This window comes from Bifidobacterium sp. KRGSERBCFTRI (genome assembly GCF_025908335.1).
The window spans coordinates 1165067-1180041 of the sequence record NZ_CP109653.1 but is presented as its reverse complement, the minus strand read 5'-3'; the positions used below and the strand labels follow the sequence as shown (position 1 = coordinate 1180041).

The following is a 14975-nucleotide window of genomic DNA, read 5'->3' as shown; positions in this document are numbered from 1 at the left end:
CCCTTATTCGGCGCTTATCGTCTCGAGGATTATTCGGCCTCACTCGCCGCAGCCGCAGGTTCGGGCACGACATCCTTCGACTCGTCCCCTTCGCCTGCCGCCGGGAGCTCGAAAGGCTCGCCGCGGAACGTGAACTCCCCGAGAATGCCATCACCTTCGGCATCGACGATCACACGTTCGTTGTCGTGCAGATCGCCCATGAGAATCTTTTCGGAAATGGTGTCCTCGATATCACGCTGAATCACACGACGTAGCGGTCGGGCACCAAGCAACGGGTCGAAGCCCTTTTCCGCGAGCAAATCCTTGGCCTTATCGGTCAGGTCGAGCTCCATATGACGTTCGAACAGACGATCGTTGATCTTCGTGACATCGAGATCGACGATCTGGCGCACCTGCGGTTCGGTGAGCTGGCGGAACACGATGATGTCATCCAAACGGTTGAGGAACTCGGGGCGGAACTGCTGCTTGAGCTCGCTCGACACCTGGTCCTTCATGCGCTGATAGCTCGATTCGGTGTTGCCCCCCATCGTGAAGCCTGTATTGGCGGTCTTCGCGATGTCACGCGTGCCGAGATTGGTCGTCAAAATGATGATGGTGTTCTTGAAGTCCACTTTGCGCCCCTGGCCATCGGTCAAGTGGCCGTCATCCAACACCTGCAGCAATGTGTTGAAGATGTCGGGATGGGCCTTTTCGATCTCATCGAACAGCACGACGGAGAACGGCTTGCGGCGCACCTTCTCGGTGAGCTCACCACCCTCCTCATAACCGACATATCCCGGAGGGGCTCCGAACAGACGCGAAGCCGCGTACTTTTCTGAGAACTCCGACATGTCGACGCGAATGAGCGCATCCTCATCGTCGAACAGGAACTGAGCGAGAGCCTTGGCAAGTTCGGTCTTGCCCACGCCGGTGGGGCCGGCGAAGATGAACGATCCCGCCGGACGCTTCGGGTCCTTGAGTCCCACACGTGTACGGCGGATGGAGCGCGACAGCGCAGAGACGGCCTCATCCTGACCGATGATGCGCTTATGCAGCTCCTTCTCCATCGACATGAGCTTCTTGGATTCCGCCTGGGTGAGCTTGAACACCGGAATGCCCGTGCTCTGCGAGATCACCTCGGCGATCACATCCTCATCGACGACCATACGGACGTCGGATTCGCCCTCACGCCAGGACTTCTCTTTCTCTTTGCGCTCAGCCTCAAGCTTCTCCTGCTTGTCGCGAAGCTCGGCGGCCTTCTCGAACTGCTGGTCCTTGATCGTCTGGTCCTTCTCCTTGGCGATGCGCGCAATGCGGTTGTCAAGCTCCTTGAGCTCCGGAGGCGCGGTAAGGCGCTTGATGCGCAGACGCGCACCCGCCTCATCGATCAAATCGATTGCCTTATCGGGAAGGTTGCGGTCCTGAATGTACCGTGCCGAAAGTTCTGCGGCAGACTGCAGTGCACCATCGGTGATCGTCACATGGTGGTGATTCTCGTAGCGTGCACGCAACCCCTTGAGGATCTCAATCGTCTCGGCAATCGACGGTTCCGACACCTGGATCGGCTGGAATCGGCGTTCCAAGGCGGCGTCCTTCTCGATGTACTTGCGGTACTCGTCGGTGGTCGTGGCGCCAATGGTCTGGAGCTCGCCGCGCGCCAGCATCGGTTTGAGCATATCGGAGGCACCGAGAGCCCCGTCCGCGGAGCCAGCTCCCACAATCGTATGAATCTCATCGATGAACAGCACGATGTCGCCGCGGGTCTTGATCTCCTTGAGCACCTTCTTCAAGCGTTCCTCAAAATCACCGCGATACCGCGATCCCGCGACCATGGAACCCAGATCGAGCGAATACACCTGCTTGTCCTTGAGCGTCTCCGGCACATCACCGGCGACGATCTTCTGCGCAAGTCCCTCGACCACCGCCGTCTTGCCGACGCCCGGCTCACCAATCAGCACCGGATTGTTCTTCGTACGGCGCGAAAGCACCACCATGACGCGTTCGATCTCAGTGCTGCGGCCGATGACCGGGTCGAGTTTGCCGTCCTTCGCCTCGGCCGTCAGGTTGCGCCCGAACTGATCCAGTATGGCGGAACCGCTCTGGCTGCGCTTGTCCTGCACGGAACCCGCGTTGGCCATGTCGCCCTTGTCTCCCTCACCGTTGCCGGAGTTGCCGCGAATCATGTCGATCGTGGTGCTGCGCAGGTCGGAAAGATCGACGTCCATCTTGATGAGCACCTGGGTGCCCACGCCCTCACCCTCACGAATGAGGCCCAACAGAATATGTTCGGTTCCGATGTAGCTATGCCCCAGCTGCAACGCTTCACGCAGCGAGAGCTCCAGCACCTGCTTGGCATGCGGAGTGAAGGGAATGTGGCCTGTCGGAGCCGCGGTGCCCTTGCCGATCATCTCCTCGACCTGCTTGCGGGTGTCTTCCAACGTCACGCCTTTGGCTTCGAGAGCCTTGGCGGCCACGCCATCTCCCTCACGAATCAGCCCAAGCAGCAGATGCTCGGTGCCGATGTAATTGTGCTGGAGGGCACGAGCCTCTTCCTGCGCGAGCACGATGACCCGGCGCGCACGGTCGGTAAACCGTTCGAACATGCTTGTCCTTCCATAATCAATACAATTCCAAACCACTCTACAGAATTCGCGGAACGTTTATTTCCGTTTTCCCGCGAAATTGCGGGATGGGCGTATACGGCGCGTGCCGCATATGCGGTGAATGGCATGTACTCGCTGAACAGATTTGACCATTGTATTATTCCCATCGCGCTATTTCGCATCACCCTGCATGCCGAGCAGGACCCCATGCTGATCGCTCACGCACCGTGTGTGGAGCATGACACCTCGTGCCACTTACACTATGCTTAGATGTAGTGCGTATTCGACCAACGGCAAGGAGATGTCATGGAACCGGCAACAGTGCAGTCGCTGAACCCACAGGGAGATCTGGTGGTGGGTGTGGATGGCTCTCAGGAATCGTTCGGCGCATTGCGTTGGGCCTTGCGTCAGGCCGCACTTTCCGGGCAGACCGTGAACGCCGTGTACGGCTGGTCGTATTCGTGGGACATGGGACCTGAACCCACCACCGACGAGGAGCTCGCGAAGCTGCGCACGCAGATCGCCGAAAAACTTCGCGATTGGGTGAAGGATGCTGCCGAAGGCATCGACATCGACTCTGACCAGATCCGTCTCACCTCGTTCCGAGCCTCGGGCACATCTGCTCTGCTTGAGATTGGCAGCGACGCCCAGCAGATCGTCGTGGGGCGGCGCACACTCGGGCGGGTGGCCCGCTGGTTCTCCGGCTCCCTGTCGTCTTCGCTCGCCGAGGAATCGCAGATTCCCGTGACGATCATTCGCGTGGAGAACGAGGATCAATCGGTGCAGGATGAGATTGCCAACGCGCTGACGCCCGGTTCTCAAGAAGTTCACTTCGAATTGCCCGCACCTGACACGCCCCGAACGAGCCGTCCGATCGTCGTCGGCGTGGACGGATCGCCCACGTCCCGTCGGGCACTCGAGTTCTCCGCATGGTTGGCGAATCTGAACCATGCGCCCCTCCATGTGATGTACTGCTGGCAGTTGAAGGACATGACCGACATCCCCGGCTATGAGACAAGCGTGCCACCCCTCGATGTGGCACAGCAGCATGCCGAACAGGTGGTGCAGCACCTTATCGCCTCAAGCACGCTGCCCGAGGGGCTCACTATCAAGGCGGACGTCTTCCATATCAGCGCAGGCAAGGGATTGGTAAGCGCCTCACGCTACTGCCGCCATATTGTGGTCGGTTCCCGCGGGCTCTCCGGGGCCGATGCGCATTTCCTGGGTTCGGTCTCCAAGCAACTCATCAACCTCGCGGAATGCAACCTCACCATTGTGCACTGATTCTCGGCTGTCAGCATTCACCCGAGATATCGGCTCCATGAAGGAGCAGATGCCCTTGCATTGACACGCCATCTGTTCACTTTGAGCTACACCTCCATTGCCGCAGCCAGAGCCACTCCCTACACTGGGGCTCTGGTATGGCAACGGATAGATGGGTGGAATAAATGAGTGCGGATGACGAGTCTGCAGACAATGTCGGCGAAACGAGCGCGCAGATGACCGCAGCCCCAGAGTCAGTGACGCAATCGACAACGGACGATCAGGATGAAGTGCATGGCACGGTAGTGCCACCGTCATTCCCCCCGCATCATGAGGAGACGGATCCGGCCTCGGATAGCGAAGATACCGATGCCAAGCAGCGCCCCTCGAAGAGCGCCCGCGGCGGAGCCAGACGGCATCTGCCCATGCATATCACCACGATCGTGCTCGGCATCATTGTGATCCTAATCGCCGGATTGTACCTGTATGCCAATGGGAACATATCGGGAACGCCTCGCGCGGCCGCAATGAGCGATTGCCGATCCAGCGTCTCTCACGCGAATTCGGCGCGCAGCCTGCTCACCACCGCAGTGGGCGATGCGAAAACATACCGGGCATCGCATGTCACAGACATGTCCGATGAGCAACTGCGCAATTTGACCTCGTATCTCGACCAATCCGCACAACAGCCGTCGGTGCCGTCATGCTCAATCATCGCCAACGATGGCGTTCTGCAAACCAATGCCGTCAATGCCAAGAAGCTCGCACACAACGCCACAACGCTGACCCGCGATCTGCTGCTGGCGACGACCGGCGTGCTCCCCCAGGAACTGCAGGGCGATGAGCAGACGGGTGACCCTTCATACTCGCCGTCCGAAACACAAATGCCAACCGAATCGCCGCAGCCACCCACCTCCCCGAGCACCGATTCCAGCACCCATGGCACGACATCAGATGATGCGAAGTCACACAACGACAGCGGCACAGCCAACGAACTCGCATCTCCCTCGGCGCAGCCCTCCAACACCTCCAGAACCTCGCCGGAACCCAGTCCCTCGCCATCCGCCAGCATGTCGACCTCCTCCGAAGATGCGGGGACAGGCAAGCGCAAACAGAAGGAGTCCGGCTCGTCCGCATCCTCTCAATCCGAAGGAAACGGGTCGAACACGACGAAATCCAACGGGACGAAATCGGGCAATGTCATGTGATCGACCCGATTTGCAGACGAATGTCAGAGGGGGCTTTCATGTGTGTTCACATGAAAGCCCCCTCTGACATTCGTCTGGCGTGTTATTCGCCGGCTTCCTCAGCAATCACCGTCTCACTGGTGCACATCGAGTCAATCTGCTCTGCGTCCTCGTCCTCGCAAACCTCTTTGGCAGCGGATCGCTCCACAGTAGAATCCGCTTCCGGTTCCTCACCGGAAAAATCCTGCGGCGACACTGACCCGATACCGAACGAGCTGGTATCGGGCATGTCGTCGTCCATATCGAGTGCCTTCTGTTTGAGCCCTGCCAAAGATTCCGCATCAACCTCATCCAGGCTTTCGAGCAATTCCTCGTCCTTGCGCTCGTCACGCCCATGCTGGGCCACCACATCGATATGCAGATCGTCATAGGCGGGCTTTGTCTGCACCCACATACGACTTGGCTCAGGCGGACGAATCTCGGAATGCTCTCCGCACCCATGATCCACCGAGACCACTTTCCCGTCATCCGGGCTCCAACGGTTTGCACACACACCAAACATTGTTTTGAGGCTGCCGGCGAGCGGAATGAAGAAACCACAGGTCGAGCACAGATTGCCATCGGCGGTTTTCGTGGAGAGCGACTTGGGGCCATGAGGACCTTCATACCAGCGTTGCGCCGTCTGCGTCTGCCCCAATTCCGAAAGCACGTGACGCCTCGACAGGTCGAGTTCCTCCACTGCTTCCACCACATCTTCAACGGCAGTCAACGCGTCGGCTTGCTCATCGGGGGATCCTCCCTCTTGAGCCTGCACGGTCTCGACAGCCTGCTGCTCGGCATTGAGTTCCTCTGTGCGGCTGACCGCCTCGTCAATGCCGATACCATCATCAAGCCGTTCATCATCCTCCGGAGTGCCGATGGAATCGGTCACGGAGAGGTCACTGGGAAGCAGACGATCCTTCCAAGGCACCCATTTCGGTGGCAGAAGGGCCTTGTCCGTAGGGATCAGCGAGGATTCGTCGATGGTCCAATGGTCGAGCTCGACATCGTGGTACAGCGTGACCGACCACTGCCAGCCCTCATATCCCTTCATGAGCGCCTCGAAACGGAAATCCGTCACGCCATCGTCATGGGCCTCGCTGGTGACGAACTCTCCGACATCCTCCGGTTCATGCGCGGTGTCGATTGCCTCCGCCCTCGCCAAGGCAATGGGATCGAATTCACTTGTTGCCATATCAGTCCTGTACATCGAAGTCATCGGCCACGGCACGCAGCAATGTGGCCAGCTTTCGGCTATCCGCAGACGACGGGTAGCGGTGGCGTCGCAAACCATTGCCGGCGGAGTCGAGGAGCTTGATGAGATCCTCCACAATGGCGGCCATGTCATCCGGTTTCGGCCTGGTGGCTTTCACCAATGATGGCGCCGAGGCGACCATGGTGACCCCCATGGCGACCTGCCCACGGTTACCCTCGATCACCGAATACTCGACTTTCGCGCCTTTTCTCGGGTTCCTCACTCCCTGCGGCAATGCGGTCTGGGGCAGGAAGACATCCTTGCCGTCATCGCCTGCAATGAATCCATAGCCTTTCTTCGCGTCAAACCAACGAATGCGTCCGCTGGGCATGTTCACCTCTATCGTCTCGAATACGTGCGGCCCCGCCGCATACCAAAAGTCCATTCTACCGCCAGCGCGCATCGCTGGCAAAACCATTGCAAGCTTACGCGGGGCCTCACCTAACAACCAAGGTCCTCCGTCTGCTATTCCGACGCAGGCTCCTTGGAGCCTTCGGCGAACGCCAACACATCAATCCGTGCCGGACTCCATGGGCAGGATAATCGTGAAAGTCAAGCCACTGCCCTCGGTCGGACTGGCATAGATACGACCTCCGTGTGCGTTCACGATCGACAATGCGATGGCAAGCCCGAGTCCGGTGCCGCCCTTCTGACGATCCCTGGACGGATCGGCGGTGTAGAAGCGTTCGAATATGTTGTGAAGCGATTTCTCGGGTACGCCGGGTCCGTGGTCGCGCAGCACAGCCACCGCATACATGCTCAGGAGTTTGCTGGATTTGCTTTTGCGAGCTCCCTGCAGAAGTGTTTCGAGCATGTCGCCGTCCTGTGGCATCGCCGCGAGGTCCTCTGGTGTGCGGCTCGACTCTATGACGCCCAGACCAATGTCGACAGGCGAATCCGAAGGAGTGTACCGGTGGATGTTGCCCACGATATTCGTGATCACCTGATGGAGTCGGGTGGCGTCGCCGGTCAATGCGATCTTCGGCAACGGCCCTGGAGTCTCACTCAGCTTCGGCTTCCTCGGCGCACTCAGATCGATGTCGAGTTGCATGGTGGTGATTTCACGATCCGGATCGAGTGCGTGAAGGTCATCTACGGAATCCTGCATCACCGAGGTGAAATCAACACGTTGATTCATCGAGACGCCGCGCCCCTCATCCAAACGGGCCAATGAGAGCAGATCCTCGACCAGCACCGTCATGCGCGAGCTCGATGACTCGATATGAGAGATGGCATCATCCGCCCGCTCCAACGTCCCCGGCGCATCCCGTTGCATCTTGTACAGTTCGGCATAGCCATGAATGGCGGCGAGGGGTGTGCGCAACTCGTGGCTGGCGTCGGAGACGAATTGGCGCATCTTCTGCGTCACGGCCTCCTGCTCATGGAAACTCCGCTCGATTTGCGTGAGCATGCTGTTGAGCGATCTTGCCAGCGAGCCTATCTCCGTGGATTCACCGCTTTCCGGCACACGTTGGGAAAGATCGCCGGCGGCAATCTTCGCGGCGGTCTTCTCTATTCGTTTGGGCGGGCTCAAGGTTCGCTGCACCACCAATGCACCCAAGGAACCGCCAAGTAGCACCACGGCTATGCTCACCATGATGCAGAACCGGGTCAATGTGCTGATCACATCGATCTGGTCACCCAGCGAGAGGCCTATATACACGATGCCGAGATCCTGGAACTCCCCCTTGCCCGATTTCGTCAGACCCTTGAGGGCCACAACACGCCAGGGGCATTCAGCGAACTGCATGGTGGCATGGTCGGGAACCCCCACAACGTTCTTCGTATTCACCACAGCAGGCGTGGTGAACGGCACACCGAGCTCATGGCCGTCCAACGAACCGTTATCGGGCAGCTTGGGGCTCGAGATCACGCCATCCTTAAGCACCGGCTGCAACATCACCGCCGATGAACCGGTGTTGGTGTTGTACACCTTCACATAATAGCTGGTGAAACCGTTCTGGGTATTCACGTCCGTATTGAGCATCTGGGGGAACACCAGGTCCGCCTGTTCCAGCAGCTGCTGGTCCACACGCTCCATCGGGTAGCTGCTCACCAGCCAGCGTATGGAGAAGGTGATGACAATGGTGCCGATTGAAAGCATGCCCACAATGATCGACATGAGGCGCACGCTCAGCGGAATGCACTCATTGAGCGCGGCAAGACGTCGTGATCTGTGGGTGTGCGGCTGATTCTGCGAGGATTGCCCTTTCCTGGCATCGGCTGCGGCCACCTGGGCCAACGGCGTGTCTTTCACCGCTGATTTCGGGGAGGGTAACGCCGAATGATCTCCGCCCGGTCCCTGTGGCTGTTGCCCCATGTCCCCTCGCCTACTTCTGTGCCTTCGGTGCACGGATCATGTACCCGATGCCGCGCTTCGTCTCGATGAGCGGTGTCACCTTGTGCGTGGAACCATCCTCATCGGTCACCGTGACATCATCCACCTTCTTGCGCAGGTATGAGATGTACGATTCCACGATTGCGGCGTCGCCGCCCCAATCGTATTGCCATACATGGTCGAGAATCTGCGCTTTCGAGAGCACACGGCCCTCGTTGTCCATGAGGTAGCGCAACAACTTGTACTCGGTGGGGCTCAGATCTATGGTCTGGCCGGCACGGGTCACATCATGCGAATCCTCGTTGATTTCCAGATCGCCGACGCGAATGATCGGGTCATCCTCCACCTGCTCACGGGTGCGGCGTAGGATGGCGCGGATTCGGGCGACCACCTCCTCAAGGCTGAAGGGCTTGGTCACGTAGTCGTCACCGCCCACCGTCAGGCCCATCACCTTATCCTGGGTGTCATCTCGGGCGGTGAGGAACAGCACCGGAGCCGTGATGCCCTCCTGGCGAATGCGTCGAGTGACGGTGAATCCGTCGATATCGGGCAACATCACGTCGAGTATGATCATGTCTGGCTTCGTGCGACTGATCACCTCGATGGCTTCGGAGCCGGATGCCGCCGTCTCCACCTCATAGCCGGCGAAATGCAGCGATGCGACGAGCAATTCGCGAATGGAGGGTTCGTCATCGACAACCACGATTGTTGCTTCAGTTGCTTTACTCATGGCACCTATAATCACGCAACACTCTGGAAGTTTTCTGAATGCTCTCTGAAAACTTAATTCGGGCGTTTGAATCGTTCGTCATCATGCGGTGCCGCAGCATGGCGCCCGCGACGCGGGGCAGGCATTCCAGACGCTTCGGAGGTCGGGTTCGGCTCTTGCGCCTCTTTGCCTTCGGGTTGCTCGGATGTCTCTTCCGGGGCCATGGCGGTGACATCAAGGTCATCATCGGCGTTGTCCAACTGCATGGCGTCGTCGTTCCGCGTCTTCCCAACCTCCTCGGTCTGCTTGGAGCCTTCGCTCACTTCACGCTTACGGCGCATGAAGATCATGACCAGCACGACAACGATGAGCACGACAAACACAATGATCATGACGATGATGCTCACCGAGCTCACGGCATGGGTGGTGGCGGTCGATTTCGCGCTGGCAATGGCATCCATCATGTCGATGGCGGATTGGGACCAGTTCGGCCCCTGACCGGCCTGCTGATCGAGCAGCGGTTTGCTCGCGGCCTCCGAAAGCTGGTCCACGGTGCTTTGGCTGCGAAGCCATTCGTCGGAATTCGGTGAGACCACGACGACGAGATTGCCATCATGGGAGGCCACCGCAAGCATGACGGTGTTGGCTGGAGGGTTGAGCGACTCCAACAGTTGAGAGGCCCATTGTTCCGGCTTCTCTGTGGTATTGAACGATTCGAGGTAGAGCAGACGCACCGTCACGCCCGTCTCCTGCTTCGTCCGATTCGCCGCATCGATCACCTTGGTGAGATTGTCGCCAAGCAGGTTCTGCGGATCGGTGATGTACCCCTGAGAGTCCTCCACCAAGGCACTCGGACTCGACGATTCGCTGGCAGACGGCGACGGAGAATCATCTGCCGCAGCCATTTGGGCACCAGTGGCGCCTACGAGGAGCGCCGCGAACAACATAATGACGGAGAGAACCGCCGTCCAGACGCGGGCCTGCCGCTTGAGGCCCCCGAAGTTATCCACAATGACCGGATCGTCACCACGTCCTCCGACCACAATTGCCTGTTGCGCTGTCCATTCGTTGTTGTTCGCCATAAAGTCAACAGTAGCGGGAGAGCTGCACGTTGTCCCGCGGTTTTTATTACAACGAACACGATGCAAAGGAGCATGCAATGTCACAATACCAAGTCGATTCTGAACGCATCGCCGCCTCGAGCGCGGCCGTCTGCTCATCTATCACCGCCATCCGCGATGCGGTCACCACCATGTATGCGAACCTGAATGCCCTGCAGGATGCATGGCGCGGAGCCGCCGCGGCGCAGTTCAACATGGTTGCCTCCGAATGGCGTCGCACCCAGCAGCAAATGGAGCTATCGCTCGAGGCCATGCAGCAGGCCCTGACGCAAGCCTCCACCGTTTATGCGGATGCCGAGATGCAGGCGACACGGCTGTTCGCGACATCGTGAGGTCGCATCGAGCTGCGCGAGCGGGAAGGAATACATAGAAAATACATAGAAAAGAGGTGGGGCGTTCCGCAGATCGATCTGCGGAACGCCCCACCTCTTTTCTATGTATGTCCCGGAACGGAACCGGAAAGACCCTAAATCAGTAACCCATGTCCTGGCCGGCGGCCGGTGCCGCTGCCGGCTCCGGCTTGTTGGCGACAACCGCTTCGGTCGTCAGGAACAGACCCGCGATGGAGGCCGCATTCTGCAAAGCAGAACGAGTCACCTTGACAGGATCGGTCACACCGGCGGCCATGAGATCCTCATAGGTGTCGGTTGCCGCATTGAAGCCCTCACCCTCAGGCAGGGAACGAACCTTGTCGATCACCACGGCGCCAGAGAGACCTGCATTTTCGGCGATCTGCTTAATCGGAGCCTCGATGCCCGAGAAGACGATTGCGGCACCGGTGGCCTCGTCGCCTTCAAGGTTGAAGTCCTTCTCAACCTTTTCGGCAGCCTGCACCAGTGCGACGCCGCCGCCCGGAACCAGACCCTCTTCGATGGCGGCCTTGGCGTTGCGCACGGCATCTTCAATGCGGTGCTTGCGCTCCTTGGCCTCGACCTCGGTGGCTGCGCCGACCTTGATGACGGCGACGCCACCTGCCAGCTTAGCCAAACGCTCCTGCAGCTTCTCACGATCGTAATCGGAATCGGTCTTCTCGATCTCGGCGCGAATCTGGGCGACGCGTGCGGCCACGTCCTCCTTGGAGCCGCCACCGGACACGATGGTGGTCTCATCCTTGGAGACAATGACCTTCTTGGCGGTGCCGAACACGGACAGGTCGATGGAATCGAGCTTGAGGCCCAGATCCTCCGAGACGACCTGACCGCCGGTCAGAATCGCCATATCCTGCAGCATGGCCTTGCGGCGGTCACCGAAGCCCGGAGCCTTGACGGCGCAGGACTTGAAGGTGCCACGGATGTTGTTGAGAATCAGCGTGGGCAGTGCCTCGCCATCGACATCCTCGGCCACGATCAGCAACGGCTTGCCGGTCTTCATCACCAGTTCGGCGATGTGGACCACATCCTGCTGCGAGGAGACCTTGCTCGAGGTGAGCAGAATGTACGGGTCGTCGAGCACGGCCGTCTGGTCTTCCGCATTGGTGACGAAGTAGGGGGAAATATAACCCTTGTCGAAGCGCATGCCCTCGGTGAAATCGAGATCGAGGCCGAAGCGGTTGTTGTCTTCGACGGTGACGACGCCATCCTGTCCGACCTTGTCGAGAGCCTCGGCGATCTTCTCGCCCACCTCGGGGTCACCTGCGGAAATCGTTGCGGTTGCAGCAATCTGTTCCTTGGTCTCCACCGGCTTCGCGGAAGCGACAAGCTGCTTGACGAGAGCGTCGGAAGCCTTCTCGATGCCGCGGCGCAGGGCAATCGGATTGGATCCGGCCACCACGTTCTTCAGACCCTCATGCACGAGGGACTGTGCAAGTACAGTTGCGGTGGTGGTGCCATCGCCGGCGACATCATCGGTGCGCTTGGCCACTTCCTTCACCAGTTCGGCACCAATGCGCTCGAACGGATCCTCAAGATCGATCTCCTTGGCGATCGAAACGCCATCGTTGGTGATGGTCGGCGCGCCATAGGTCTTGTCAAGCACGACGTTGCGGCCCTTGGGACCAAGCGTCACCTTGACGGTATCGGCCAGCTTATCCAGACCGGCGAGCATACCCTGACGAGCTTCCTCATCGTATTCAATGATCTTTGCCATTGTTCCTCCACGAGAAATTCATGCTTACCCACTTGGGTCCGAGACGGGCGTCAGCTCCCGCACCCGTTCCCGAAGTGCTACAGGGCAGATTAGCACTCTCAGTGGTCGAGTGCCAACTTTTCGGACCGCCTTTTGCGCTATGGGCTAGATGACGGCGTTTCGGGAATATCGGGGCAGAGCCTCGCGCAGATATCGTGAACGAACTCCATAACCGTTCAGGAACGATGAATCTTGACCACCCTCGTGGCAAGTTCACCCTTGTCAGTGGGCTTGCTGTCGTACTCCACCAAATCCCCCTGGCGAAGCGCCTTGAAACCCTCGGCCTCGATGGAGGAATAATGTACGAACACATCCGCCCCACCATCCTCGGGAGTAATGAACCCGTACCCGCGACCTACATTGAAGAATTTAACCGTTCCCCTTGGCATACCCTTGTATCTTCCTTCGTGAAGGACTCCGTGAAGGCGAACGACTCATGAGAGGAACGCAACGCAAACTTCCCCGATTTGCGGCCCGGAACCATTCACCCTTTCCCCATGATAGTTATGAGGGGGTATTAACGCAGCTTCGGCGTTTCAAACCGGTTCTTATATAAGAAAAATACCGCAGAACGCGCATCTGCCTAACCGACAATACAACTTTACTGATTTTACAAAGTCCAAATTGGCATAAGAAAACCGGCCCTCGGGCCGGTTCGTCGCGGAAGAACTCCGTCGGCATGCGACGCAGGCGACTCAATTCATGAGTACGACGGCCACTGGCACTGCAATGCCCTCGGCTTTCTGCACGGTGCTCACCCCAAGGGTTTCTGCCACCTTTTGCGCAGTGGCCAGATCAGCGTCGTTCTGATACCACACCACGCTTTGGGAGGGAAGCTGCATGCCGTTCGGATTGCTAGGCGCCACGTTCGTGAAGCCAGCGCCCTGCAACCGCTGCGCCTCCTGGGCGGCGTATCCATTGGTGGCAGTGCCATTGATCACACTGATCGAAGCATCGAGATTGACTTTCTGCTCGGGCGTCTGCTCTTCGCTCGGGCTCTGAGACGGCGACTCACTGGACTGCGATGGCGACTGCGACGGCGACTGCGACGGCGATTCCGACGCAGAGGCGCTGGCACTCTGTGAGGGGGATTCGCTCTCACTGGCACTCGTCGACGACGGCGAGGTGGTCGTGGTTGTACTGCTGGATGCCACCACGGTCTCTCGATCGCCATGTTTGAACATGTTCGCAGCCTCCCCGGAGAACGCGCTCCAGAACAACACACCAACGGCGGCGGCCACGACAATCACGATCGCATAGGGGGTCAGACGCACTGGCCAGGAACGACGGCCATTGTGGACGCCGACCGGGCCGGTCGGCGGATTGTCGAAGGAATCCTTCGGATACGACTCATACTTATGGTCATCGTTGCGAGCCATGGCCGTCCCTTTCCGTACGCAGTGCAAACAAGTGTCGGCTCCAATATACCAAGTCGGGGTATACCAGGTCGGAGTCACAAGGGCCACCGCACACGAATACCGGCGGCAGACGTCCACGCGCTACGGTCCATAGCCGCAAGAAGCCTGGAGTTGCACGAGCGGGCTAGAGTGGAGACATGACCGAAATCAAACCTCTTGAGGAACTCATGGATCCGGGGTGGGCCGAGGCGCTGCGCCCGGTGGAGCCGCAAATTCGCCATATGGGGCGTCTGTTGCGTGAACGTATCGGGCATGGCGAACATATCGCCCCCGCCAGCCGGAACATACTGCGCGCCTTCACCATTCCCTTCGACTCCATCCGTGTGCTCATCGTGGGCCAAGACCCCTATCCCACTCCAGGCTACGCAGTGGGATTGAGCTTCTCGGTGGCGCCAAACGTCCACCCGCTGCCGAAGAGCCTTGTCAACATATTCAAAGAGCTTGAAGATGATCTGCACGTGCCGCCACCCTGCAACGGCGACCTCACTCCTTGGACCCACCGGGGGGGTGGAATTGCTCAACCGCTGCCTCACCGTCGAGATTGGCAGGCCGAACAGCCACCAGAACTTGGGCTGGGAACCTGTGACCGATTGCGCTGTGCGTGCACTCAACAACCGTGTCGATGAGCACGGCAAGCCAAAGCCGCTGGCAGCGATTCTCTGGGGGCGTAACGCCCAGACCTTGGAGCCGTTGCTGACGAATGCCGCCATCATCAAATCCGCACACCCCAGCCCGCTGTCGGCATCGCGCGGTTTCTTCGGATCACATCCCTTCTCCCGCGCGAACGCAGCACTCAAGCAGATGGGAGCCGAACCGGTCGACTGGTCGCTGCCATCGTCCGATTGCCCTGCACGGTAATAGCTGGAGGCACATGAAGACGAGCACACTGCACGGCTGCGTCGAATGCCCATTGCACGGCCATGCATTACACTAACCAAC

At 59.1% G+C, this 14975-nt stretch carries 12 protein-coding genes and 1 pseudogene; 4 read left to right on the top strand and 9 right to left on the bottom strand.

The window, feature by feature from the left end; translation table 11 throughout:
• Positions 1-29 precede the first annotated feature (29 nt).
• Complete coding sequence (locus OGI63_RS04960) at positions 30-2582, bottom strand: ATP-dependent Clp protease ATP-binding subunit (protein WP_004218154.1); 2553 nt, start codon at positions 2580-2582, stop codon at positions 30-32.
• A gap of 306 nt (positions 2583-2888) precedes the next feature.
• On the opposite strand from OGI63_RS04960, the gene OGI63_RS04955 reads away from it, so the two are divergent.
• Both OGI63_RS04955 and OGI63_RS04950 read left to right on the top strand, forming a co-directional pair.
• Positions 2889-3866, top strand: coding sequence for a universal stress protein (locus tag OGI63_RS04955; RefSeq protein ID WP_004218155.1), 978 nt, complete (start codon positions 2889-2891; stop codon positions 3864-3866).
• Positions 3867-4030: 164 nt separating this feature from the next.
• A complete protein-coding gene (locus tag OGI63_RS04950) occupies positions 4031-5053 on the top strand; it encodes a hypothetical protein (protein ID WP_004218157.1) in 1023 nt (340 codons plus the stop codon).
• An 82-nt stretch (positions 5054-5135) separates the two neighbouring features.
• Here the strand turns inward: OGI63_RS04950 and OGI63_RS04945 are convergent, their stop codons facing one another.
• From OGI63_RS04945 to OGI63_RS04925, 5 genes are all read right to left on the bottom strand, one after another.
• Positions 5136-6266, bottom strand: coding sequence for a DUF3027 domain-containing protein (locus OGI63_RS04945; protein ID WP_004218159.1), 1131 nt, complete (start codon positions 6264-6266; stop codon positions 5136-5138).
• A 1-nt stretch (position 6267) separates the two neighbouring features.
• Positions 6268-6657, bottom strand: a complete 390-nt coding sequence (locus tag OGI63_RS04940; protein ID WP_004218160.1) for a cold-shock protein — start codon at positions 6655-6657, stop codon at positions 6268-6270.
• A gap of 180 nt (positions 6658-6837) precedes the next feature.
• The gene (locus OGI63_RS04935) at positions 6838-8583 is read right to left on the bottom strand and encodes a sensor histidine kinase (protein ID WP_012754418.1); all 1746 of its coding nucleotides are present in this window, start codon (positions 8581-8583) and stop codon (positions 6838-6840) included.
• A gap of 73 nt (positions 8584-8656) precedes the next feature.
• Entirely contained in the window at positions 8657-9394 is a 738-nt protein-coding gene (locus OGI63_RS04930; RefSeq protein ID WP_004269071.1) for a response regulator transcription factor, read from the bottom strand.
• A gap of 53 nt (positions 9395-9447) precedes the next feature.
• Complete coding sequence (locus tag OGI63_RS04925) at positions 9448-10455, bottom strand: hypothetical protein (protein ID WP_004218163.1); 1008 nt, start codon at positions 10453-10455, stop codon at positions 9448-9450.
• A 77-nt stretch (positions 10456-10532) separates the two neighbouring features.
• Between OGI63_RS04925 and OGI63_RS04920 the strand changes: the two genes are divergently transcribed.
• On the top strand, positions 10533-10826 hold the full coding sequence (locus OGI63_RS04920; RefSeq protein WP_004218164.1) for a WXG100 family type VII secretion target: 294 nt from the start codon (positions 10533-10535) through the stop codon (positions 10824-10826).
• Between the two features lie 139 nt (positions 10827-10965).
• Here the strand turns inward: OGI63_RS04920 and groL are convergent, their stop codons facing one another.
• The 3 genes from groL to OGI63_RS04905 all read right to left on the bottom strand — a co-directional run bounded on the left by groL (position 10966) and on the right by OGI63_RS04905 (position 13997).
• Entirely contained in the window at positions 10966-12579 is a 1614-nt protein-coding gene (groL, locus tag OGI63_RS04915; RefSeq protein ID WP_004218937.1) for a chaperonin GroEL, read from the bottom strand.
• Between the two features lie 215 nt (positions 12580-12794).
• Positions 12795-13007 (bottom strand): cold-shock protein, encoded by a 213-nt coding sequence (locus tag OGI63_RS04910; RefSeq protein ID WP_004218935.1) that lies wholly within the window; start codon positions 13005-13007, stop codon positions 12795-12797.
• A 306-nt stretch (positions 13008-13313) separates the two neighbouring features.
• The gene (locus tag OGI63_RS04905) at positions 13314-13997 is read right to left on the bottom strand and encodes a LytR C-terminal domain-containing protein (RefSeq protein WP_004218933.1); all 684 of its coding nucleotides are present in this window, start codon (positions 13995-13997) and stop codon (positions 13314-13316) included.
• 176 nt (positions 13998-14173) lie between these two features.
• Between OGI63_RS04905 and OGI63_RS04900 the strand changes: the two are divergent.
• A pseudogene (locus tag OGI63_RS04900) lies at positions 14174-14894 on the top strand (uracil-DNA glycosylase).
• Positions 14895-14975 lie beyond the last annotated feature (81 nt).